This window comes from Amycolatopsis sp. NPDC104775 (assembly GCF_055583325.1).
In genome coordinates this window covers 106125-127713 of the sequence record NZ_JBVJOE010000003.1, presented here as the reverse complement: position 1 = coordinate 127713, position 21589 = coordinate 106125, and the positions used below count along the sequence as shown (strand labels likewise).

Annotated in this window: 25 protein-coding genes; 17 read left to right on the top strand and 8 right to left on the bottom strand. The window is 69.4% G+C overall.

The window, feature by feature from the left end:
- The first annotated feature begins 4 nt into the window (after positions 1-4).
- The 6 genes from ACZ63D_RS14905 to ACZ63D_RS14880 all read left to right on the top strand — a co-directional run bounded on the left by ACZ63D_RS14905 (position 5) and on the right by ACZ63D_RS14880 (position 5851).
- Positions 5-850, top strand: a complete 846-nt coding sequence (locus ACZ63D_RS14905) for a S49 family peptidase (RefSeq protein ID WP_465354874.1) — start codon at positions 5-7, stop codon at positions 848-850.
- Positions 851-935: 85 nt separating this feature from the next.
- Positions 936-1769 carry a LytR/AlgR family response regulator transcription factor gene (locus ACZ63D_RS14900; RefSeq protein WP_465354873.1) on the top strand — a complete coding sequence of 278 codons (834 nt, stop codon included), beginning with the start codon at positions 936-938 and terminating at the stop codon, positions 1767-1769.
- 6 nt (positions 1770-1775) lie between these two features.
- Entirely contained in the window at positions 1776-2285 is a 510-nt protein-coding gene (locus ACZ63D_RS14895; RefSeq protein WP_465354872.1) for a hypothetical protein, read from the top strand.
- A gap of 70 nt (positions 2286-2355) precedes the next feature.
- Positions 2356-4146, top strand: coding sequence for a sodium/solute symporter (locus ACZ63D_RS14890; protein ID WP_465354871.1), 1791 nt, complete (start codon positions 2356-2358; stop codon positions 4144-4146).
- Between the two features lie 31 nt (positions 4147-4177).
- On the top strand, positions 4178-4546 hold the full coding sequence (locus ACZ63D_RS14885) for a rhodanese-like domain-containing protein (protein WP_452076592.1): 369 nt from the start codon (positions 4178-4180) through the stop codon (positions 4544-4546).
- A gap of 216 nt (positions 4547-4762) precedes the next feature.
- Complete coding sequence (locus ACZ63D_RS14880; RefSeq protein WP_465355545.1) at positions 4763-5851, top strand: DUF4328 domain-containing protein; 1089 nt, start codon at positions 4763-4765, stop codon at positions 5849-5851.
- Here ACZ63D_RS14880 and ACZ63D_RS14875 read toward each other — a convergent pair.
- Entirely contained in the window at positions 5848-6450 is a 603-nt protein-coding gene (locus ACZ63D_RS14875; protein WP_465354870.1) for a TetR/AcrR family transcriptional regulator, read from the bottom strand. The two genes, ACZ63D_RS14880 and ACZ63D_RS14875, sit on opposite strands and share 4 nt — an antisense overlap.
- A gap of 96 nt (positions 6451-6546) precedes the next feature.
- On the opposite strand from ACZ63D_RS14875, the gene ACZ63D_RS14870 reads away from it, so the two are divergent.
- Positions 6547-7887: an MDR family MFS transporter gene (locus tag ACZ63D_RS14870; protein ID WP_465354869.1), complete on the top strand. Its 1341-nt coding sequence runs from the start codon at positions 6547-6549 to the stop codon at positions 7885-7887.
- Complete coding sequence (mca, locus tag ACZ63D_RS14865) at positions 7884-8699, top strand: mycothiol conjugate amidase Mca (protein ID WP_465354868.1); 816 nt, start codon at positions 7884-7886, stop codon at positions 8697-8699. The genes ACZ63D_RS14870 and mca overlap by 4 nt, the downstream gene beginning before the upstream one ends.
- A 366-nt stretch (positions 8700-9065) precedes the next feature.
- On the opposite strand, the gene ACZ63D_RS14860 is transcribed toward mca, so the two are convergent.
- Positions 9066-10220, bottom strand: a complete 1155-nt coding sequence (locus tag ACZ63D_RS14860; protein WP_465354867.1) for a cytochrome P450 — start codon at positions 10218-10220, stop codon at positions 9066-9068.
- Positions 10221-10296: 76 nt separating this feature from the next.
- On the opposite strand from ACZ63D_RS14860, the gene ACZ63D_RS14855 reads away from it, so the two are divergent.
- The 5 genes from ACZ63D_RS14855 to ACZ63D_RS14835 all read left to right on the top strand — a co-directional run bounded on the left by ACZ63D_RS14855 (position 10297) and on the right by ACZ63D_RS14835 (position 13772).
- A complete protein-coding gene (locus tag ACZ63D_RS14855; protein ID WP_465354866.1) occupies positions 10297-11172 on the top strand; it encodes a DUF5926 family protein in 876 nt (291 codons plus the stop codon).
- Between the two features lie 55 nt (positions 11173-11227).
- Entirely contained in the window at positions 11228-11581 is a 354-nt protein-coding gene (locus ACZ63D_RS14850) for a DUF952 domain-containing protein (protein ID WP_465354865.1), read from the top strand.
- A gap of 61 nt (positions 11582-11642) precedes the next feature.
- Positions 11643-12269 carry a SigE family RNA polymerase sigma factor gene (locus ACZ63D_RS14845; protein WP_465354864.1) on the top strand — a complete coding sequence of 209 codons (627 nt, stop codon included), beginning with the start codon at positions 11643-11645 and terminating at the stop codon, positions 12267-12269.
- A complete protein-coding gene (locus ACZ63D_RS14840; RefSeq protein ID WP_465354863.1) occupies positions 12266-13093 on the top strand; it encodes a hypothetical protein in 828 nt (275 codons plus the stop codon). Before ACZ63D_RS14845 ends, ACZ63D_RS14840 begins: the two co-directional genes overlap by 4 nt.
- Positions 13094-13187: 94 nt before the next feature.
- Positions 13188-13772 carry a dihydrofolate reductase family protein gene (locus ACZ63D_RS14835; protein WP_465354862.1) on the top strand — a complete coding sequence of 195 codons (585 nt, stop codon included), beginning with the start codon at positions 13188-13190 and terminating at the stop codon, positions 13770-13772.
- Positions 13773-13840: 68 nt separating this feature from the next.
- On the opposite strand, the gene ACZ63D_RS14830 is transcribed toward ACZ63D_RS14835, so the two are convergent.
- The 3 genes from ACZ63D_RS14830 to ACZ63D_RS14820 all read right to left on the bottom strand — a co-directional run bounded on the left by ACZ63D_RS14830 (position 13841) and on the right by ACZ63D_RS14820 (position 16625).
- Positions 13841-14392 (bottom strand): ferritin, encoded by a 552-nt coding sequence (locus ACZ63D_RS14830; RefSeq protein ID WP_465354861.1) that lies wholly within the window; start codon positions 14390-14392, stop codon positions 13841-13843.
- Between the two features lie 141 nt (positions 14393-14533).
- Positions 14534-15766 (bottom strand): arginine deiminase, encoded by a 1233-nt coding sequence (locus tag ACZ63D_RS14825; RefSeq protein ID WP_465354860.1) that lies wholly within the window; start codon positions 15764-15766, stop codon positions 14534-14536.
- Positions 15767-15791: 25 nt separating this feature from the next.
- Positions 15792-16625, bottom strand: coding sequence for a CPBP family intramembrane glutamic endopeptidase (locus tag ACZ63D_RS14820; RefSeq protein WP_465354859.1), 834 nt, complete (start codon positions 16623-16625; stop codon positions 15792-15794).
- Positions 16626-16647: 22 nt separating this feature from the next.
- Between ACZ63D_RS14820 and ACZ63D_RS14815 the strand changes: the two genes are divergently transcribed.
- A complete protein-coding gene (locus ACZ63D_RS14815; protein ID WP_465354858.1) occupies positions 16648-17115 on the top strand; it encodes a PPOX class F420-dependent oxidoreductase in 468 nt (155 codons plus the stop codon).
- 3 nt (positions 17116-17118) lie between these two features.
- On the opposite strand, the gene ACZ63D_RS14810 is transcribed toward ACZ63D_RS14815, so the two are convergent.
- Positions 17119-17910, bottom strand: coding sequence for a DUF2470 domain-containing protein (locus tag ACZ63D_RS14810; protein ID WP_465354857.1), 792 nt, complete (start codon positions 17908-17910; stop codon positions 17119-17121).
- A 241-nt stretch (positions 17911-18151) separates the two neighbouring features.
- On the opposite strand from ACZ63D_RS14810, the gene ACZ63D_RS14805 reads away from it, so the two are divergent.
- Positions 18152-19006 carry a hypothetical protein gene (locus ACZ63D_RS14805; protein ID WP_304597981.1) on the top strand — a complete coding sequence of 285 codons (855 nt, stop codon included), beginning with the start codon at positions 18152-18154 and terminating at the stop codon, positions 19004-19006.
- Positions 19003-19638, top strand: a complete 636-nt coding sequence (locus tag ACZ63D_RS14800) for an IclR family transcriptional regulator (RefSeq protein ID WP_465354856.1) — start codon at positions 19003-19005, stop codon at positions 19636-19638. Before ACZ63D_RS14805 ends, ACZ63D_RS14800 begins: the two co-directional genes overlap by 4 nt.
- Here ACZ63D_RS14800 and ACZ63D_RS14795 read toward each other — a convergent pair.
- Positions 19635-20303 carry a DUF998 domain-containing protein gene (locus ACZ63D_RS14795; protein WP_465354855.1) on the bottom strand — a complete coding sequence of 223 codons (669 nt, stop codon included), beginning with the start codon at positions 20301-20303 and terminating at the stop codon, positions 19635-19637. The genes ACZ63D_RS14800 and ACZ63D_RS14795 overlap by 4 nt on opposite strands.
- Before the next feature lie 107 nt (positions 20304-20410).
- Positions 20411-21010, bottom strand: coding sequence for a TMEM165/GDT1 family protein (locus tag ACZ63D_RS14790; RefSeq protein WP_465354854.1), 600 nt, complete (start codon positions 21008-21010; stop codon positions 20411-20413).
- 173 nt (positions 21011-21183) lie between these two features.
- Between ACZ63D_RS14790 and cutA the strand changes: the two genes are divergently transcribed.
- Positions 21184-21504, top strand: a complete 321-nt coding sequence (gene cutA / locus ACZ63D_RS14785; protein ID WP_465354853.1) for a divalent-cation tolerance protein CutA — start codon at positions 21184-21186, stop codon at positions 21502-21504.
- Positions 21505-21589: the final 85 nt, after the last annotated feature.

Here is a 21589-nt window from a genome sequence, read left to right as displayed (position 1 = left end):
GCAGATGAGCGTCACCGACAAGCTGACTTCCCGCCTTCCCGTGCTCGGCGACCGGGGCGACCGCAAGGACGTGGTCGCCGTCGTGAAGCTGCACGGCGTGATCACGCCGACGCCGTCGCCGCTGGCTCGCGGGGCGATCAACCTCGCTGCCGTCGAATCCGCGCTCACCAGGGCGTTCGCGCACGACCGGCTCAAGGCCGTCGCGTTGCAGATCAACTCGCCCGGTGGTGCGCCGACGCAGTCCGGGCTGGTCGCGGAACGGATCCGGCAGCTGGCCGACGAGAAGGGCGTGCCGGTGCTGGCCTTCGCCGAGGACGTCGCCGCGTCCGGCGGGTACTGGCTGGCCTGCGCGGCCGACGAGATCTACGCGCACCGGACGTCCATGGTCGGCTCGATCGGCGTCATCAGCGGCGGGTTCGGGTTCACCGGGCTGCTCGAGCGGTTCGGCATCGAGCGCAGGCTGCACACCGCGGGAGCGAACAAATCCCGGCTCGACCCGTTCAGCCCGGAGAAGCCCGAGGACGTCGAGTGGCTGAAAAACATGCACGGACAGCTGCACGAACTGTTCGTCGAATGGGTCAAGGAACGCCGCGGCGACCGGCTGTCCGACTCCACCGATCTGTTCACCGGCGACGTCTGGCTCGGGCAGAAAGCCGTCGACCTCGGGCTGGTCGACGGGCTCGGTTCGCTGCGCGAGATCATCCGCAAGCGGTACCCGGACGCCGAGATTTCCGTGGCGGAGCCCAAGAAACCGCTGCTCGCCCGGCTCGGCATCGGGGCACCCGCGGCGGCGAGCGCGCTGCTGGACGCGGTGACCACGAAGGCCGCCTGGTCGCGGTTCGGGCTCTGACCGGAGGTGAGTGGCGACTCCGGTACGCCACTCACAAGCGGCTCTCTTCAATCGGGTCTGGACAACGCACCTCGCAATCGGCAGGATGCGTCTCACTGTGAGTGCTCACGACGACACCCGGAAACTCATCGTCCTTGCCGTGGACGACGAGCTGGCCGGGCTGGACGAACTCAGCCACGGACTCCAGAACAACCCGCACATCCACCGCGTTTTCCAGGCCTCGGACGCCTCCGACGCGCTGCGGCTGTTCTCCCACGACGACCCGGAACTGACTGCCCGGCGGGCGAACGGCCTGCCGACGGTCGACGCCGTGTTCGCCGACATCGACATGCCCGGCCTGTCCGGGATGGAGATGTCGCGGGTGATCGCGGCGATGAACCCGTCGCCGGTACTGGTGTTCGTCACCGGGCACGCCGAGGAAGCGGTGAACGCGTTCGACCTCGGTGCGGTCGACTACGTCCTCAAGCCGTTCCAGCAGGACCGGCTCGACCGGTCGGTCGCCCGCGTGCGCGAGAAGCTGGCCACGGTCGCGGGCCCGCCCGCCGGCCAAGGCGGAGCCGAGCCGGTGAAGAACGACGACGAGGTGATTCCGGTCGAACTGGCCGGCACCACGAAGCTGATCCCGCGCTCGTCGGTGCGCTGGGTGGAAGCGCAGGGCGACTACGCGCGGCTGTTCACCACCGAGGGCAGCCACCTGGTCCGGATCCCGCTCGCCCAGCTGGAAGAACGCTGGGAGAAGGCCGGATTCGTGCGGATCCACCGGTCGTTCCTGGTCGCGCTGCCGCTGATCACCGAAATGCGGATGGGGCAGGGCGGCTACCAGGTCGTGATCGGCAACGAAGAAAAAGTGCTGCCGGTCAGCCGGCGGCACACCCGGGCGTTGAAGGACCGGATCGTCGGCTCCGGCCGGGGCGGCTAGCCGTCGATGTCCTCGCCCGAAGATCCTTACCACCGGCTCTCCAACGGAGTCCGCAAACCGGACCCGACGCTGGGCGTGCGGCCGGAGGACCGCGCGGTGGTCGAACCGGTGCCGCCCGCCCCCGAACCGGCCCCGCGGTCTGCCGAACCCGCGCACGTGCGGCCGAAGCGAGAAAAGGTGGTGCTCGCCGATTCGCGGCAGTCGTCGGGCCGGATGCGCGGGCGGATCGAGCTGGAAGAGCAGACCAGCTGGGGAAAACTGCTGGTCCGCGACCTGGTGAAGGTGCAGTTGCGGACGTCGGTGTGGCTGGCGGTGCTCGTGCTGGTCGTGCTCGGGACGCTGCCCGCGTTGTTCTACTTCCTCCCTGCGGTCGCCCGGTTCACCGTGATCGGCATCCCGATCCCGTGGCTCGTGCTCGGCCTGCTTCCGTTCCCGTTCCTCTTCGCCGTCGGCCTCTGGTACAACCGGCTGGCCGAACGGCACGAACGCGACTTCGTCGACATGATCGAGAACTGACCCGCGCGGGGGATGCCTTGCCTGGTGGCGGCGCGTCCCGGAAGCGTGTGGTCGTGCGAGGATTCACGCCGTGCAGCTGACCCCGTGGACGTTGACCGGCCTCGCGCTGGTCGCCTTCGCGACCTACTACCTGGGTTTCCGTTCGTCGCGCGGCGCCACCAGCACGCACGATTTCCTCGTCGCCCGCCGGACCGTGCGCTCCAGCCGCAACGCGGCGGCGATTTCCGGCGAATACCTGTCCGCCGCCTCGTTCCTCGGGGTCGCGGGCATGGTGCTCAAACAGGGTGCCGACGCGACCTGGTACCCGATCGGCTTCACCGCCGGGTACCTCGCGCTGATGCTGTTCGTCGCCGCGCCGCTGCGCCGGTCGGGTGCGTACACGCTGCCGGACTTCGTGGAAGCGCGGCTCGGTTCGATCGGCCTGCGCCGGTTCGCGACCGCGGGCGCGGTGTTCATCGGGATTCTCTACATGGTCCCGCAGCTGCAGGCCGCTGGTTTGACGCTCGCGCAGATCGTTCCGGTACCGGCGTGGGCGGGTGCGCTTCTCGTCATCGTCCTGGTCGCGGTCAACGTGATGGCCGGCGGGATGCGGGCGATCACCGTGGTCCAGGCGTTCCAGTACTGGCTCAAGCTGTTCGCGATCGCCGTGCCGACTTTCGTGCTGTGCATGGTTTTCTTCGCTGGCGGCGGTCCGGGCGGCGTGCGTGCGCTCGGTGCTCCCGCGCCGCCGGTCTTCCCGTCGGACACCAAGGTGACGGTGCAAACCGACGTGACCGTGAAGGTCACCACCGAGACGTTCTTCTACGCCCACGGCCACATCGACAACGGTCCGGCAGGCGGCCTGGCGCGCTGGTCGCCGCTGGTGCCGCACAAGGTGTCCGCGGGGACCACGCTGCAATTCGCCGCGGGTACGCCGGTGCCGATCGTGAGCGACGCGCCCACGACGAACGACGCCTGGCTGCATCCGGCGTCGAGCGGTCTTAGCGACCTGCTGCAGACGTACTCGCTGATTTTCGCGCTCTTCCTCGGCACCATGGGCCTGCCGCACGTCCTGGTCCGCTTCTACACCAACCCCGACGGCAAGGCCGCGCGCCGCACCACCGTGCACGTGCTGCTGCTGCTCGGGCTGTTCTACCTGTTCCCGACGATGCTGGGCGCGCTCTCGCGGATGTACGTGCCGCAGCTGTTGCTCACCGGCAACACCGACGCGGCAGTGTTGTTGCTGCCGACCGCGGTGTTGCCTGGCTGGCCGGGGCAGATCCTCGCCGCGGTGACGGCCGCGGGCGCGTTCGCGGCGTTCCTCTCCAGTTGCTCGGGGCTGCTGGTGAGCGTCGCCGGCGTGGTGTCGACGGACCTGCTGCCCGGCCGGGTCCGGGACTTCCGGGTGGCGACGCTGCTGGTCGCGGTGTGCCCGATGGTGCTCACGCTGATCTTCCGCACCGAGGACATCTCGCTGTCGATCGGGATGACGTTCGCGCTCGCCGCGTCCACGTTCAGCCCGCTGCTGCTGCTGGGCATCTGGTGGCGCAAGCTCAGCTGGCCGGGCGCGCTGGCCGGGATGATCGTCGGCGGCGGACTGGTGCTCGGCGCGCTGGCGTACAACATCGTGTGCGAGTACACCGGAGCCAAGATGACGTGGTACACCGTGCAGCCAGCGCTGATCTCGGTGCCCGCGGCGTTCCTGGCGACCTATGTGGTGAGCCGGCTGACCCGGTCCGGCCGCCCGGAACTGGTGAACGACATCATGCTGCGCCTGCACGCCCCCGACCCGCTCGGCCTGATGCGCGACCGCGCCGTCGCCCGGTTCGGCCAGGCCGACGAGAAGCTGCGCACCGGCCGGGGACGCCACCGCAAGGCGTAGCGGCTAGCGTTCCTCACACGCGTACAACGTCATGACATGGGAGCATGGACCTGTGGTGAGCCCTGCTGAAATTCCGACCGCCGAAGTCCGCGACCTGCCCGCGGACGTGGCCCTGCTCGACGTCCGCGAGGACGACGAATGGGCCGCCGGGCACGCCCCCGCCGCGGTGCACATCCCGCTCGGCGAACTGCCCGCGCGGGTCGGCGAACTCGCCGAATTCCCCGAGGACAACCCGGTGTACGTCATCTGCCGCTCCGGCGGCCGTTCGGCGCGCGCCACGGCCTGGCTGAACGCGAGCGGCTGGGACGCGGTCAACGTCGCGGGCGGCATGGGCGCCTGGGCCCGCGAAGGCCGCCGCATGGTGAGCGAAAACCCCGACGCCGAACCCGAGGTCCTCTGACGGATGCCTGCCCAGTCTGTCCCCGAGCCGCCGGAATCCTCGGATCCGGCGTCCTTCGTCCCTGGCTTCGGCCGGGACGAGGGGGACGCTGGGCACGGTTCCCCTCCGGGTGACGCTGGATCCGGGCAGCCGGTATCTCGTCCGGGGAACCCCGGGCAGGCTGGGGTGCCGCCGGTGAACGGGCCGATCCCGGGCTGGGCCCAGCAGCCGCGTCCCGTGCCGCCGCAACCCGGGCACTGGCCGCCGCCGCAAGCCCCGCATCCTGGCCAGCAGTATCCGTACCCGCCGCAGTACCCCGCGCCTCCGCAGTACGCGGCGCAGCATCCGGCGTACGCGCGCCCGTTCACCGCCGCTCCGCAAGGCACGATCCATCGGCCCGCTCCGCACCAGCCGCAGCCGTCCCCGCCGAAGCGAGCGGCCAAACTGCGCTGGGTCGCTTCGCCGCCGCCGAGTGCCGTCTCGCGCCGCCGCGCCGTGCCCGCGACGCCTTACTCCGGCCCGCCGTCCTATCCGGTGCCGCCGCGCTGGGGCTTCCCGAACCTGACCTGGCGCCGCCCGACGAACGTGCCGGGCACCGCGTCCGGCGAGATCCGGCCGATCGACCGCATTCCGGTGCTCGCGCGGAGCCTCACGACGATCCTCTGGACGTTCGCCGTTCTCGCCGTGACCGCGGCCGCGGCGGAGGTCTGGCGGTACGCGCTGCTCGTGGAAAGCCGCGATTCCGCGCTGAACACCGGTGTCGTCGGGTTCTCCGACGCCTTCGTCATGCTCGCCGGTCTGCTCACCACGATCTTCTCGCTGCTGCCTGCGGGGCTGTCGGTCTGGTGGCTGCTGGTCGCGCGGCAAGCCGCCGCCGACGAAGCCGGGGAAGCGCCGCCGCGGCCGGTCTGGCAGGTCCTCGTGGGCGTGCTGGTGCCGATCGTGAACCTGCCGCTCGCGTTGTCCGTGATCGGCGAGCTGGAGCACGCTGTGCTGCGCCGTCCCCGCGACCAGCGGCCGAAGCCCTCGCGGCTCGTGCTCGGCTGGTGGGGCGCATGGGTGGCGAACTGGGTGCTGCTGGTCGTCACGATCATCTGGCGGATCCGGCCGGGGGTGCAGGCGATGGCGGACAGCGTCCTGCTGGTCGCGTTCACCGACCTCGCCGCGGCCGGGCTCGCGATCGTCACCGCGCTGGTGATCCGGCGGTTCTCGCATCTGCTGATGCCGATCGCCCCGGAACGGCTGCGCGACTTCCGCGTGCTCAAGATCGAGGGCGCGCCGGAGCCGGAGCTGCGGACCGCGCGTCCGGTCGGCGCCGCGCGTTAAAGATCGCCGAGCGCCGGTTCCAGCTGGCCGAACGCGACTGCCGCGGAGTCCCGGATCTGCTCCACCAGCTTGTCCAGCTTGACGTCCTGCCAGGTCAGCTGCCAGACGTCGTCGAGAAGAAGCCGCAGCACTGACGTGAGGTGCGCCCCGGCCGTCCGCGACAGCATTTCCCGGTCTGGATGCCGGTCCAGCAGCGCGGCGACGAGCTGGGTTTCCCGGTCGGCGTGCATGTCCCGAAGCGCGGACGTGAGGCGTTCGCTTTGCCGCACCATCCGCACGAAGGACACGTCCGCGAACCCGAGCAGCGCGCTCGCTTTGTCCAGCTCCGCGAAGCATCCGTCCCGCACGGCGATCAGCGCGGGCGTGTCTGGATCGGCCCGGACCAGGTTCGCCGGCCAGTCCACGAAGTCGTTCCGGATGTCGAAGACCAGGTCTTCCTTGCGGCTGAAGTGATTCGTCACGGTCATCTTGGCGACCCGCGCCGCCTCCGCCACCTCGGCGATCGTCACCTGGTCGAACCCGCGCTGGATGAACAGCCGCGTCGCCACCGCCGAGATCGTCTGCCGCGTCTCCAGCTTCTTCTGCTCCCTGAGGCTCACCCCGGCCAGTGTACTAGGTCCGACCTAAATTTGTGCTTGACCCATTAACTGGGTTCGACCTAATCTCAGGTCCGACCTAACGAAGGGGGTGATTCGATGACCACGCAACTTCCGGTCTCCGATTCCGGGCTTCGCCGGCTCGGCGGGGTGCTGATCCTGGGCGCGGTGTTGTCGATCCTCGACGCGACGATCGTGTCGGTCGGGATCGGCGTGATGGCGCGGGATCTGGACAGTTCGCTGCCGACCATGCAGTGGGTCGCCAGCGCGTACTTGCTGGCCGCGTCGCTCACCATCCCGCTGTCCGGCTGGCTCTCCGACCGGTTCGGCGGCCGTCAGGTGTGGCTCGCGGCCGTCGGGCTGTTCACGCTGGGGACGGTGCTGTGCGGGTTCGTCTGGTCGGCTCCGGCGCTGATCGCGTTCCGCGTGCTGCACGGGCTCGGCGGAGGGCTCATGCAACCCGTGGGCCAGGCGATTTTCGCGCAGACAGCCGGTCCTCGGCTGGGCCGGATGATCGGCGTCGTCACGTTGCCCGCCACCGTCGCGCCGGTGCTCGGTCCGATGCTCGGCGGTGCGCTTGTCCAGGACCTTGGCTGGCGCTGGCTGTTCTTCGGGCTCGTGCCGTTCGGGGTAGCGACTTTGCTGCTGGCCGTCCGGGTGCTGCCACGCGAGGAACCCGCTGGCACCCGCGATCCGCTCGACGTCCGCGGCCTCCTGCTGCTCCCGCCCGGGCTCGGCGCGCTCGGCTACGGTCTAGGCGAAGGTTCCACCACGTTCGCCATCGCCGGAGCCGTCCTGCTGATCGCGTACGCCTGGCATGCCCGTCGTGCGCAAGCACCACTGCTCGACTTGAAGTTGTTCGCGCACAAGGCTTTTACCGTCGCGAGCGCGAGCACCTTCTTGCTGGGCGCGTCGCTGTACAGCTCGATGTTGCTGCTTCCGCTTTACTACCAGCAAATCCAGCACACGTCCGCCCTCACTGCCGGACTTCTGCTCGCACCGCAGGCTCTAGGTTCCGCTGTCGTTCTCATCGCGGGCGGAAGACTGTTGGCCCGCTTCGGCTCGCGGACGGTCATGCTCACCGGCATCGCGCTGTCGTTGGTAGGAACGATCGCCTTCACCCAACTCGGCGATTCCCCAAGCCCGACCCTGTTGACAGTTTCGCTGCTGATCCGTGGGTTCGGCCTAGGCGCGACGACTACCCCGGGCATGACAATGCTCTACACCTCGCTGGAGCGCAGCCAAATCCCGCGCGCGTCGAGCGCGATCAACGTCGTCAACCGCATCGGCGGCTCGCTGGGCACGGCGTTGCTGGTGGCTGTCCTGCACGCGCAACCAGCCGGTGCCGCCGCGTTCGGCACCACGTTCACCTGGGCACTCGGGCTTTCCCTGCTGAGCTTTATCCCCGCCCTGTTCTTCCCGAAAGGAACTCGCGCATGACGCTCCGCCTCCTGGCAGTGCACGCCCATCCTGACGATGAATCCAGCAAAGGCGCCGCGACCTTGGCCCGCTACGCGGCCGAAGGCGTCGACGTCCTGGTCGCCACCTGCACCGGCGGCGAACGCGGCGATGTCCTCAACCCGGCTTGGGATCGAGAGGAGGTCCGGCGGGATCTGCCTGCTATCCGCCGCCGGGAAATGGCTGATGCGGCAAGGATTCTCGGCATCCGCCAGACGTTCCTCGGCCACGAGGACTCCGGGATGGATCAGCCGTCTCCCGCCGGAAGCTTCGCGCGGATTCCCTTGGCCGACGCGACAAAACCGTTGCTGAAGTTGATGCGGGAATTCCGTCCACAGGTAGTGGTCACCTATGACGAGACGGGCGGTTATCCACACCCCGACCACATCCGCACGCACGAGGTCACGAGCGCGGCGTTCGACGAATCCGACGACGGATCCCCGCGCAAGCTCTACTACCTGGCCACACTCAGCCGATCCTGGTTCGAAGCCATGCACGAGGCGACCCTTGCCGCTGGTCAAGAGTCGTTGATGGGACCGGTCCTGGAAGAACTGCCGCCGACCGACGTGCTCACCGTGACCACTCGCATCCGCTGTGAAGAGCACTTCGCGACCCGGGACGCCGCGTTGCGCGCGCACGCTACGCAGATGGATCCAGGTCATCCGTTTTTCGCTCACTCCCGCGAGATTGAGCGAAAAGCATGGCCGTGGGAGGACTACCACCTAGCTCGCACGAATGGCGCGGTCGAGCTCGGCAGTGGAGTGGAGGACGACTTGTTCGCGGGTTTGCGCTGAGGCTCAGGCAGTCACCGGCAACGTGCGCAATCCCCGGATCACGAACTCCGGCCTCCGCTCCGGCTCAGCCGCCAGCCGGAGGTCCGGGAGCCGCTTCGCCGTCAGGCGAGATCGCGGTCGGACGGCGCCGATGCTGCCTCGCGGAGGCGCGATTGTGCAGCGCTCGCCACTCGAACCGCGCAGCTCAGGCAGTCACCGGCAATGTTCGCAGTCCCCGGATCACGAACTCTGGCCTCCGCTCCGGCTCGGCCGCCAGCCGCAGGGTCCGGAAGCCGCTTCACCGCCAGGCGAGATCGCGGTCGGACGGCGCTGATGCTGCCTCGCGGAGGCGCGATTGTGCAGCGCTCGCCACCTGAATCGCGCAGCTCAGGCAGTCACCGGCAATGTCCGCAGTCCCCGGATCACGAACTCTGGCCTCCGCTCCGGCTCAGCCGCCAGCCGCAGGTCCGGGAGCCGCTTCGTCAACGCCGTCAACGCGGCCGCGATCTCGACCCGGGCCAGCGGCGCCCCGACGCAGTAATGGATCCCCATCCCGAACCCGAGGTGTGCGTTCGGCGACCGGCCGACATCCAGCGTGTCCGGGGCGTCGAACACCTTCGGGTCGCGCGCCGCGGCACCGAGCAGCGCACCGATCTTCGAGCCTTTCGCGACCCGGTGACCGGCGATTTCCACGTCCTCGGTCGCGGTGCGCTCGAACAGCTGCAACGGAGAGTCGAAGCGGATCAGTTCTTCCACAGCCGAGTCCAGCAACGTTGGGTCGGACCTAAGCCGTTCCCATTCGGTGCGGTGGGTCAGCAGCGCGGTCACCCCGTTGCCGATCACGTTCACCGTCGCCTCGTGCCCGGCCATCAGCAGCAGCACCGCGGTCGCGACGACCTCGTCGGGGGTCAGCTCGCTCGCGGTCAGGTCGCGGACGATCCCGCTCGGGGAGCCAGCGACGACGTCGCGCAGATACGCGACGAAATCGGCGGCGGCTTGCTCGGCGGCATCGCGGCCGTCCTCGGACAGGCCGTATTCGTACATCTTGACGATGGCGTTGCTCCACGTCACCAGCTGCGAGCCGTCCGACGTCGGGACGCCGAGCAGTTCGGCGATGACCGCGACCGGTAGCGGCTGCGCGAGGTGTTCGAGCAGGTCCGCGCTGCCGTCGGCGGCGATTTTCGCGGCCAGAGTGTCCACCATGGACTCCGCGAGTTCCGCGACCATCGGACGCAGCCGTTGCACGTGGCCCCGGCCGAATTCGCCGGCGATGACGCGGCGCAGACGGGTGTGCGCGGGCGGTTCGTTCTCCAGCAACGAGTTGCGGTGCAGCAGGTTGAAGGACGCGAACCGTTCGAGCGGCTGCGCGTCGGTCCAGATCCGGCCGAGCCCGCGGTGGCGGAGCACGGCGGCGGACGCGGCGTGCGAAACCGTGATCGCGATGCCGAGGCCCTCGTGCTGGTGCACCTCGCCTTCGGCGCGCAGCGCGGCGAACGCGGGATACGGGTCGGCGAGGAAGGCGGGATCGCGAGGGTCGAACACGAGCTGACTCTAACCCGCGAGCCCGCGCGGCCAGTCGCTTCGATAGCGTCTGGCATTGAGTTCCAAGGAGGCTGAAATGGGTAAAGGCGCGCGTAAGAAGGGTCCCAAGCCGGACCGCAAGCCGAAGGTGCGCGACGTCTTCGTCGGCCAGCCGTTCGAGGGTCTGGCGGCGGAGCCGGAGCTGATCGCGCTGCGCGAGTTCGTCCCGTCGGCCACGGCGAAGCTCACGCTCGCCGACGGCGGCGACGTCACGCTCGGCACGGTGCTGCCCATGGCCGCGGCGGCGTTCGTCCGCTCGGACGGCGAGCGCTTCCTCGGCCTGCAGGTGCAGACGCGGTCCTCCGACATCAGCCGCGACCTCGGCCGCGCGCTGCGCTGGCTGCTCGACGCCGAACCGGGTGACGTGCTGTCGGTGCCGGACACGACGTCGCCCACCGATCCGGACGAGCACAACCGGCTCCAGGACCTGCTCGTGCCGAGCGCGGAACTGGAGGTCGCTCTCCACACCGACTTCGCGTGGTGGCTGCCCGAGGACGCGGACGCGACCGGTGACGTCGCGGTGTCCCTGGAGCGCGCGAACGCCGCGATCATGCCCACCGACCGGCTCGGCTCCGGCGCGTACTGGGTGCTCGCCGGCGAGAAGGCGCACCTGCGCTGGGTCCGCCCGGAACCGGAGAACCTGCTGCTGCAAGCGCTTGCGCGGCTGTCCGCGGCGGGCACGCTCGGCCTCGGCGAGGGCACCCGCTACGCCGGATCGTTCCGCGCGCACGGCCTGCTCGTCCCGGTGTGGGACCTCGACCCGGAGGCGCACGCCCGCGAGTGGGCCGAGCCCAAGGACCAGCTCGGCTCCCGGCTGGACGAGGCGCTCAAGTCGCTCGAGCACGAGCCGCTCAACGCCGCCGAGCGGCGTGCCCGCGACGGCCTGATCGGGCGGCAGCTCACCATCCGCTGAGTCATCCACCTGTGGACACCTCGACCTGAGTTGTCCACAGGTGGATGATCGCCCCGTGATCCTCCACATCTGCACTCGTGACGAGTGGGCCGCGGTGCCCGCCGACGGCGAATACCGCGCGCCGTCGCTCGAAGACGCCGGATTCATCCACTGCTCGGACCCGGGCACGGTCGCCTTGCCCGCCAACGCGCTCTACCGCGGCCGAACCGACCTGGTGCTGCTGGAAATCGATCCCAAGCTGGTCGACGCGCCGGTCCGCTGGGAGGACGGGGCGCCGCCGGACCCGCGCGGAATCCAGTTCCCGCACATCTACGGCCCGATCCCGCGAAACGCTGTGGTCGCGGTCCACGATTTCCCCACTGACTCCGGCGGCTCCCTGCAGCTGCCCGAGTCTCTTTCCGTGCGCTGACCTCGGTTGTCCACAGCTACGGAAAGTAGCGACGGAGCCGGGACAACCCTCGGGGGCGCTCATGCGTGGTGGGGATGACGAGGAACCGTCGCTGGACGCGGTCATCCGGGGAGGGGGCGATACGGTGACGGCAGCCGCATTGCCCCTGGCGAGCGGGGATCCGCCCTGGGCTGGCCAGCAGGCGGAAGCCGTCAACGCCATCGCGGACTTCGGCGACTTCGTGCGCGAGGCGCTGCCCGGGCTGCTCCGCTACGGCCACGTGCTCACCGGAAATCCGCACGACGCCGCGGACCTCGTCCAGACCGTGCTCGAAAAGATCGGCGCACGCTGGTCGTACGTGCAGGAGAAGACCGGCGACCCGCTGGCGTACGTGCGGCGTTCGATGGCGAACGCGCACGTCAGCCGTTGGCGCCGGACGCGCCGGGAGAACCTGGTCGCGGACCTGCCCGACACCAGCCCGTGCGCGCCGAAGGATCCGTTCGAGCACGAGCCGCTGTGGCAGGCGCTGCGCGACCTCCCGCCGCGGCAGCGCACGGTGATGGTGTTGCGGTACTACGAAGGACTGTCCGAAGTGGAAATCGCCAAGGCGCTGAACATCAGCCAGGGGACGGTGAAAAGCCAAGCGAGCAAGGCGATCGCGTCCCTGCGGGCGAAACTGAGGAACCAGGAAGGAGGCGACGCTGGGTGAGCGCGCCCGACGATCTGGAACAGCGGCTCCGCGCCCTCCTCGCCGACGACCGGCTAGCCGTCGAACCAGCCGAGGACGCCGCGTCGGCCATCGTGGCGGGCGCGCGCCGGCGGCGGCGCAGGCAGCGGATCCTGACGTCCGCGGCCGGGGCGGCGTGCGTGCTGGCGGTGGCGTCGGCCGGACTGGTGGCGCTCCAGTTGCGGACGCAGCCCACGGCATCTGACGTCGCCGCCCGGCAGGTCGCTTCGGCTCAGCCCACGACGCCTTCCTTGGCAGCCGAACCCCCGTCGAGTGCCGAATCGACGCAGGTGGAAGCGCCGTCCGCGCCGATGGAGACCAGCGTGGCCGATCCGCCGGTACCGCCCGCGCGTCCGCACCACACGAAGCCCGCGCCGCCGCAGACCACACTGCCGAAAGCCGCGTCCGGAGCGCTGGTGACCGCGGACGGTCTCGGTGCGGTGAAGCTCGGCATGACCGAGCAGCAGCTTGCGGACCAGGGCATGAAGCTCACGGCGGTGAAAGAGTCGGCTGGCTGCACTTACTACGACGTCAGCGGTGCCGGAGTGCCCGATGCGACGGCGGTCGTGTCGCAGAAGAACGGCGTCGTCGCGGTGAAGCCCGACGGTGCCGCGCACACCCCGGAAGGCGTGGGCGAGGGATCGCCGAAGGACCAGGTCACCGCGATCTACCCGGGCACGTCGGAGTCAGGGAGCGCGCTCGTGTCGCCGACCGGTGACGACGGCGCGTATCACTTCACGCTGAATTCGGACGGGGCGGTCCAGGGCATCGAGGTCCGGGCGAAGACACAGGATTGCGCCAGCTGAAAATTCCGCCGGGGCGATGTCGATGTGGCTCCGCGCCGCTCGTGTAGCGGGTGACGGGCCGGTCGGCGGCCCGCGGAAGCGGAAGGACATCCTGATGCGTTCGATCAGCGTCACCCTGAGCATCACTCTCGACGGCGTCGTCCAAGGCCTCGGCCGCAGCGACGAGGACACGCGCGGTGGGTTCGACCTAGGCGGCTGGGGCACCGGCTACAGCGACGACGTCATGGCCCGTGAGATGGGTAAGGGTATGAGCCGCCCCGGAGACATGCTGTTCGGACGGCGTACCTGGGAGGACTTCACCACGGCATGGGGGCCGCGGACGGACGGGAATCCGTTCACCACGCATATGAACGCCGCGACGAAGTACGTCGTCTCCACCACCCTGGAAAACGCGGACGCCTGGCAGAATTCGGTGCTGCTGCGCGGATCCGCGATGGAGACCGTGGCGGAGCTGAAAGCGTTGCCGGGCAAGGACCTTTCGATCATCGGCAGCGTTTCGCTCGTGCGCTCGCTGCACACCGCCGGACTGATCGACAACTACACGCTTTTGATCCATCCGCTGACGCTCGGCCGCGGCGCGCGACTGTTCGAGGGACCGGCCCCGCTGACCGAGTTCTCGCTGACGGGAAGCGTCGCGACCACCACCGGCGTACTCATCACGCACTACGCGCGGCGATGAAGTTATCCACATGGGGAAGCCCGGTTGTCCACACTGGGGACAACCGGGCTCCAGGCCTGTTCCGGGCGTTACAGCGCGCCACCCGCGACCGGGGGCATCCCGGAGTCGGCTCCGGCGTCGCCGACGGCCTCGCGGTGCAGGAACTTCTCGATCTCGTAGACGTTGTCACCCGCGCGCCGCGCGACCGTGACGAGCGTCGACATCTGGGAGATCTCCTCGACCTGCTCCTTGAGGAACCACTGGGTGAACTGCTCGCTGATGTAGTCCTCCTCGGCCCGGGCAGCCTTCGCCATCGCGGAAATGTCGGCGGCGACGCCCTTCTCCTGCTCCAGCGCGAGCTCAAGCAGCTCGAGCGGGGCGGAGAACTCGTTGCGGACCTCGCCGGTGCCGGGGATCTCGACGTGGTGGTCCCGGTCGAGCATGTACTGCACGAGCGCCATCGCGTGATTGCGCTCTTCCACCGACTGCTTGTAGAAGTGCTTCGCGAGCTGCGGCAGGTCCTCGTTGTCGAACCAGACCGCGAGCGCGATGTACTGCTGGGAGGCGTTGAACTCGTTGTGGATCTGCGCCTGCAGCAGTTCGTAGAACTTGGAGCGCGGTTCTTTCTTCATGAGGGCCATGTCCGTCACGGTACGTCAATAGCGGATTTTTTTCCACTTTTGGCTGGTGATCTCCACCCTATTAGGGTTACCATTCCTCAAGAAGGAAATACTTATTTTGCTTAGCCTTCCCTTAATGTGTTGACCCTTATTAAGGAGAGGCTAACTTTTCTTCGGCGGACGATCGCGGCGCACCGGGCACGACATGCAGCGCGGCCCGCCGCGGCCCGACCCCAGTTCGGACCCGGCGATCGGCAGCACCTCGATTCCCGCCTCGGTGAGCCGCTCGTTGGTCTCCGCGTTGCGTTCGTACCCCACGACCACGCCCGGGGCCAGTGCCAGCGTGTTGTTGCCGTCGTCCCACTGCTCGCGCTCCGCGGTGACCGGGTCGAGGCCGGTGTCGATCACCCGCAGCCGGTCGATCTCCATCGCCTCCGCGGCGGCTTCGAGGAATGGCGTCGGGCCGGCGACTTTCACGCCGCCGTCGCCGGTCGGTTTGATGGTGAACGCGGTGAGGGAATCGCGGGCGAGCGGATACATCACGACGGCGTCGACATCGACCATCGTGCATACGGTGTCGAGATGCATTGTCGCGCGCGATTGTTCGATCGGCACCGCGAGCACGGTATGCGCGAGCCCGTCGGCGAATACGGAACGAGCGAGCGATTCGGCTCCGGCCGGGGTCGTGCGTTCGCCGACGCCGATCGCGACGACGCCGGGAGCCAGCAGCATCACGTCCCCGCCTTCGATCGGCGCGGAATGCGCGCCGTAAGCGCGGGCGGCGTGGCGGAATCGCGGATGGTAGGCGTAAATGAGGTCGAGCAGCGCCGTTTCCCGCCGCCGCGCGGGCATGGTCAGCGACGAGATCGCGACGCGGTCGCCGATCCACGCGGACGAATCGCGGGTGAAGAGCAGATTGGGCAGCGGATCGACGGCGAAGTCGCGCGGATGGTGCATCATCCGCACCAGGGACGCGCCCTCGGCCGACGGCAGCTCCTCGAACGTCATGCCCGCCATCAGGACCTCGGCGAGCGCGGGCGCGTCGACGCTCGTCAGGTGCGACCTCAGCGAATCCGCGAGATCGCTGCCGAGCCGCCGGTCGTCCACCGCGGCGTGGACCCCGGCGGCGTGCGCGCGCTGGTCTTCCAGCGCGGTGCGGAGAACGTCGGCCAGCAGCAGCACTTCGACGCCGCGGCCGCGCAGGACGTCGGCGAACGCGTCGTGTTCCTGCTGGGCGCGGCTCACCCACGGGATGGAGTCGAACAGGAGCTTGTCGTTGTTGCGGGGAGTGAGCCGTTTCAGCTCGTTTCCCGGCCGGTGCAGCAGGACTGCCCGAAGCGGCCCGACTTCGCTGTCGACCCTGGGCGGTGCGGTGCTCTCGCTCGTCTCGCTCACGAAGTGCGAGCCTAATGAGCGGGCATCACGGGAGCCAGGAAAGACGGCCTTTCAGCAACGAATAGCCGACGAAGGACACCACATCGAACAAAGTATGCGCGGCGATGAGCGGCCACAGCCGGTTGGAGCGCTGCCACACGCGGCCGAACACCAGGCCCATCACGAGGTTGCCGACGAACCCGCCGAACCCTTGGTACAGGTGGTAGGAACCGCGCAGTACCGCCGCGCCGAACAGCGACGCGTTCTCGCGCACGCCGAGCTGCCGCAGCCGCGTGAGCAGATACCCGATCACGAGCACTTCCTCGGCGAAAGCGTTGCCGAACGCGGAAAGCGTCAGCGCGATCGGCCGCCACCAGGTGTCGCCCAAAGTGGACGGTTGCACCGCGAGGCTGAACCCGAGGTGATACGAGACGAAGTACAGCGCGAGCCCGGGAATGCCGATCAGCGCGGCGATTCCGACGGTGATGAGCGCGTCGGAGCGGATCCGGCGGCTCAGGCCGATTTCGCGCAGTTTCAGCCCGGCCCGCCACAGCAGGTACAGCCCGAGCCCGCCCCAGCCGACGAGCTGCGCGGCGCTGAGCAACTGCTGGAGCAGGTCCAGCAGGCTCGCGGCGGCGCGCGGGACGTTGAGCTGGACCTGCTGCTGCGCCAACGGGGTCGGCCGCAGCAGAGAGTCCACAAGGGACAGCAGGCTGCGCGCACCGGACATCCCCAGCGTGATGCCGAAAACGAGGATCAGCTCGATCTTGACCGCGCGCCGCTCGCGGGGGTCGGTGAGCTGAGCCGGGAACGCCGGAAGCGCCGGGTTGAGCCAGGATCGCGGGCCGGACGGCCCTCCGGAACGTTCTGTGGTGCGCATGAACGCACGCTACCGTCGGGGTATGCCGAGGACTATCGCCACCAACACGAAGGTCGAGCGCGCTGAACTGGTCGCGTTCCTGAAACCGCGTCACCGCGCGATCCTGGTGACGACCCGCGCCGACGGACGGCCCCAGCTGTCCCCGAACACCTGCGGCGTCGACGACGAGGGCCGCATCGTCATCGCGACGTATCCAAAGCGGGCGAAGGCGGTCAACCTCCGGCGCGACTCGAAAGTGTCGGTCTGCGTGCTGTCGGACGAGTGGAACGGCCCGTGGGTGCAGGTCGACGGGACCGCCGAGGTGATCGACCTGCCGGATTCGGTCGAGCCGCTGGTCGACTACTTCCGCAGCATCTCGGGCGAGCACCCGGACTGGGACGAATACCGCGAGGCGATGCGCAAACAGGGCAAGAGCCTGATCCGGATCACGATCGACCGGTGGGGGCCGATCGCGACCGGCGGGTTTCCTCCGGAGCTGGCGGACAGCTGACAGTCAGGCTTCGCCGCGCAGGAACGGGCAGCCGATGAGCCGCCGCAATTCCGCGGCCAGCTGCGGCGGGCTGTCGACCGTGCGGGAGAACGCCAGCCGGACGTCGTGGTCGCCCGCCGTCGATTCGACGCGCAGGCGCAGGCCGTACCGGTCCAGGCCGAGCGGGCGGATCCGGCCGCCGCGCAGCTCCGCGGGCAGGTGCCGGGCCAGCTGTTCCACCACGTCCGGGTGGTCGCTTTCCAGGTGCCGCAGCCATTCCGCCTCGTAGTCGTGGAACGGGTCCGGCGGGGCCGCGCTGAACATGTGCGGCCGCAGCGAATGCGTGCCCTCCGCGTCGGCGAGGACCAGGGACGCAGGGGTCAGCCGGAGCAGCGTGAGGCCGTGGCCGACGTCGAGAAGCCGGTGGTCCGGCCGCTGTTCGGCGATCGACACCGCACGCGCGCGGGCCGAAACCGCCGTCAGCGGCCGGAGCCATCCGGTGATCCACAGCAGGCCGCGGACCGGTTCCCGCAGCGCTACCGGGGCGTGGTCGGCGAGCTCGACCATGACGGCGAGCTCGCCGCGCTGAGCCTGCCGGGACGCGCACACCATCGGGTGCTCGTCCGGCAGAAGAATGCTGACGCTTCCGCTGTGGTGCACGTGATGCAGGACGGGCTCGACGCGTTCGGCGTCGCAGCCGGCGCGCTCGACGGTCGGCATGATCGTCGCCGGGCCGCCGCGGGTCGCGATCGTCTTGGCGCGTTCGGCGGGATTCGGCGCGGGCGGGCGGCGCACGGATACGGGTGCCTCGGTCACGGCTCACCTCCTACTTAGGTGAGCCTAACCTGAATTGCCGCGCAAAGGGAAGAGTGCGCGGGAAGATCACCCAGGGAACGGGAAAGTGCTGGTCAGGGGATCAGCAAGACAGCGCTGCCGGGAGAATTCGGCGAATCGGACGGAACTCGGGCTCGTCTGGAGGGCCTCGAAAAGTGTCCGCAGAGCGAACGATTTTGTCCCCTTGCCGTACGCTACTAGCGTGTCAGTCGTGTCAAGCGCTGTGGAACTCACGCCCCCCGGCCCCCGTGGAATTCCTCCCCTGTTCGCGCGGCTCGTCGACGACTCGGCGCTCTTCCCGCCCGCGGACGTCGCGATGCCGGAGGCGCTGCGCGCGCACTTCGAATCGCGCAGCGGGGAACACGCCGGGGTACTCGGGGTTTTCCTGTGCCAGGCCTCGCGGCTGCCGGAGCTGATCACCGAGCTGATCAAGATCAAGCCCAAGGAGCCGCTGCCGCTGTCGCTGATCATCGACACCGGGCTCGGCGGGGTTCCGAAGGCGATCTCGATCGTCGAATCGCGCAGCGAGCTGCTGTCGCTGCGGATGGTGGAGATGCCCGCCCCGTCCGACGTCGACGAGGTGTGGCTCGAGCGCGTCTCGGAGTTCGTGCCCGAGGACGTCATCCGGGTGGTCGAACCGCGGCGCGGCGTCGGCTGGCTGGACGGCGTCCGCAACGTGATCGAGCACGGCAGCTGGCCGAAGATCCGCTGCGGCGGCAAGGCGGGAGAGAACTTTCCCAGCGTGGACGAGGTCGCGGACTTCCTGTCCGTGGTCAGCGGATCGCCGGGGGCGTCGTTCAAGGCGACGAACAGCCTGCACCGCGCGGTCCGGCACGTCGACCCGGAGACCGGTTTCACGCACCACGGCTTCTTGAACCTGCTCGTCGCGTCGGCGCGCTGCCTCTCCGGCGGCGACGTCCGGGCGGCGCTGGAATCGACCGACGGCAAGGCGCTCGCGGACGAAGCCCGCGCGTTGCCGGAGCCCGCCGCGAAGGCCGTGCGGGAGCTTTTCGGGTCGTACGCGGCGGCGTCGTTCGCCGAGCCGGTGGCCGACCTGGGTGAACTCGAGCTGTTGTGAGCAGGGAGGGGTCGCTGACCCTCGACCGCGGTCTGGCGCTGCTGCAAGCGGTGGCCGATTCGGGCGAGCAGGCGGCGACCATCTCCGAACTGGCGGTGACCATCGGCGCGAGCCGCGCGGCGGTGTACCGGCTGCTGGTGCCGCTGGCCGAACGCGGCCTGATCTGGCGAGACGGCACGAAGGTGCGGCTCGGCGTCGGGGTGCTGCGGCTGGCCGGTCAGGTGCTGCCACAGCTGCGCGAGGCCGCGCGGCCGGTGCTGCGCGAACTGGCCGAGAAAGTCGGCGCTACGGCGCACCTGACGGTGGCGCAGGGCGATCACGCGCAGGCCGTCGCGGTGGTGGAGCCGTCGTGGACGAGCTACCACGTGGCGTACCGGGTCGGCAGCAGGCACGCGCTCGCTTCCGGCGCGGCGGGGCGGGCGATGGCGTTGCGGCCCGGCGGTACCGACCGGTGGAGCGTCTCGACGGGCGAGATCGAAGCGGGTGCTTCGGGGGTCGCCGCGCCGGTGCGCGGGGTGCCGGGGCTGCGGGCGAGCGTCGGGGTCATCTCGCTGGAGCCGCTGGCCTCGGACGAGGTCGGGCCGTTGGCGGTGGAGGCGGCTTTGCGGCTTGCCGAGGTGCTGCGGGCCTAGCGGCGGGAAGCGGCGAGCAGCGGGCGGACCATGGTCAGCAGCAGCGCCAGATCCACGGTGAACAGGAGCCGCTCGAACAGCCCGAGCGTCACGTCCTGCTGTGCGGGTCCGGTGATCAGGGTGAAGACGAAGCCGCCCAGCACCACGGCCACGCTGGCGAAACTCGCGACAGCCAGCCGGCGGATCGTCGTGCGGCGCGGTTCCCACGGGCAGGATCGGCCGCCGCGGCGGGTCAGCAGCCAGGCGGCCGTGGGGAGCGCGAGGAACGCGGTGAGGGCGGCGGCGTTGTGCAACTGGCCGTCGAAGGAGCGGGCTTCGCCGTTGGGGTCGACCGGGACAGTCGCGCAGATCGTGAGGCCGGCGCACCACACGCCGAGCAGGAGGACGACCGCGGGCGAGCGGCGGGCTTTGACCAGCCCGGCCAGCAACGCCAGCGAACCCAGTGCGAGAGCCAGGCACATGACGGCGAAGAGCCGCGCGGCCGAATGGTCGCCGAGCCTGCCGTAGACGTACTCCGACAGCGTCTGCCAGATCGGGCTGATCTGCGCGGAGAGCCGCAGGTGCAGGTCCGTGGCGATGACCACGGCCGCCCCGATGCCGACCAGCGCGAGGCGGCCGTGCACCGGCGAAACCGGCGACCCGGCGGCGCGGGAGGTGGTCGGCACGGGCGCTCCTCGACGGTCATGGCGGAGACCATGGCGTCACCGGGGGTTCACCTGGTCCTCGTTCGGAAGTTCCGAAGAGGTTACCTGGCGTTCCTGTGAAGCCGCCGTTACCAGAGCAGCTGCACCAGCGCGAACGCGGCGAATCCGGCGAACACGAACCCGGCGGTCCGCTGGATCAGCTTCGGCCGGAGCCGGTCGCGGATCTTCGCGCCGATGAACACCGCCAGCCCGGCGACCGAAACCAGCGCGACGAAGGCTCCGACGCCGACCGCGAACGGATTGCCGAGGCGCGCGACGAGACCGGCTGTCGCCAGCTGGGAGGCGTCGCCCCACTCCGCGGCGAAGAGCACGCCGAACGACGTGAGCGCCGACCGCAGGAACGACACCGGTCCGGGTCCGGACCGCGACGCGTCCTCGCCCGCCTCGCTGCCCTCGCTGAAGCCCTCGCGCAGCAGCAGGAACGCGCCGACGCCGAACATCGCGGCGACCAGCACCGAAACAAGGGTTTCCGGCAAGAGCGTGAGAAGACTGCCGAAAGCCACCGCGATCACGCATTGCGCGGCGAACGCGGCGCATACTCCGGCGAATACCGGCCAGGCCCGGAAACGGGTGGTGAGCACCAGGGTCGCGACGAGCGTCTTGTCCGGCAGCTCGACGGCCAGTACCAGGCCGAACGCGCTGAACAGAGCGATCAATGCGGGAGACATGGGTTCGTGCTCACCCCTTTCACTGCAACGATAAAGGGGAGATTCAGAAAACCGCAAGCTGATGGGTTTCGCGAATTGCCTGATCAGGTCGGCAGAATGCTCGCCGCCGGTGGTCCGGATAATTTTTTTCGGTGCGCCGAATTCTTTTTTCCGGCTACGGTACGGTGCGGGTCATGTCTGCTGACCACGTCGTCGTCACCACCACCGTCGACTCCGAGGCCGCCGCGCGCACTCTCGCCGCGAGCGCCATCGAGGCCCGGCTCGCCGCGTGCGCCCAGATCGTGGGGCCGATCACCAGCGTCTTCCGGTGGGAGGACGAGGTGCAGACGGCGGCCGAATGGCGCGTCGAATGCAAGACGGCCGCGGATCGCTCCGGCGCGCTGGAGGAATTCCTGAACGTGCGGCATCCCTACGACCTGCCCGAGGTCATCGTGACGCCGATCATCGGCGGGAGCCCGCGGTACCTGTCGTGGCTGGTCGAAGAGACCCGCTAGCCACCTGATCGGGGTAGCTCCGCCCGGGCGCGTGGCCGGATTTCAGCAGGTCGGGACGTTGGTCCCAGTCTGTTCAGGACGTGTT

Coding starts and splice junctions, on each gene's coding strand:
- ACZ63D_RS14905 (WP_465354874.1), top strand. CDS start 5: ATGAGCGTCACCGACAAGCTGACTTCCCGCCTTCCCGTGCTCGGCGAC.
- ACZ63D_RS14900 (WP_465354873.1), top strand. CDS start 936: ATGCGTCTCACTGTGAGTGCTCACGACGACACCCGGAAACTCATCGTC.
- ACZ63D_RS14895 (WP_465354872.1), top strand. CDS start 1,776: ATGTCCTCGCCCGAAGATCCTTACCACCGGCTCTCCAACGGAGTCCGC.
- ACZ63D_RS14885 (WP_452076592.1), top strand. CDS start 4,178: ATGACATGGGAGCATGGACCTGTGGTGAGCCCTGCTGAAATTCCGACC.
- ACZ63D_RS14870 (WP_465354869.1), top strand. CDS start 6,547: ATGACCACGCAACTTCCGGTCTCCGATTCCGGGCTTCGCCGGCTCGGC.
- mca (WP_465354868.1), top strand. CDS start 7,884: ATGACGCTCCGCCTCCTGGCAGTGCACGCCCATCCTGACGATGAATCC.
- ACZ63D_RS14855 (WP_465354866.1), top strand. CDS start 10,297: ATGGGTAAAGGCGCGCGTAAGAAGGGTCCCAAGCCGGACCGCAAGCCG.
- ACZ63D_RS14845 (WP_465354864.1), top strand. CDS start 11,643: ATGCGTGGTGGGGATGACGAGGAACCGTCGCTGGACGCGGTCATCCGG.
- ACZ63D_RS14835 (WP_465354862.1), top strand. CDS start 13,188: ATGCGTTCGATCAGCGTCACCCTGAGCATCACTCTCGACGGCGTCGTC.
- ACZ63D_RS14830 (WP_465354861.1), bottom strand. CDS start 14,392: ATGGCCCTCATGAAGAAAGAACCGCGCTCCAAGTTCTACGAACTGCTG.
- ACZ63D_RS14820 (WP_465354859.1), bottom strand. CDS start 16,625: ATGCGCACCACAGAACGTTCCGGAGGGCCGTCCGGCCCGCGATCCTGG.
- ACZ63D_RS14815 (WP_465354858.1), top strand. CDS start 16,648: ATGCCGAGGACTATCGCCACCAACACGAAGGTCGAGCGCGCTGAACTG.
- ACZ63D_RS14790 (WP_465354854.1), bottom strand. CDS start 21,010: ATGTCTCCCGCATTGATCGCTCTGTTCAGCGCGTTCGGCCTGGTACTG.
- cutA (WP_465354853.1), top strand. CDS start 21,184: ATGTCTGCTGACCACGTCGTCGTCACCACCACCGTCGACTCCGAGGCC.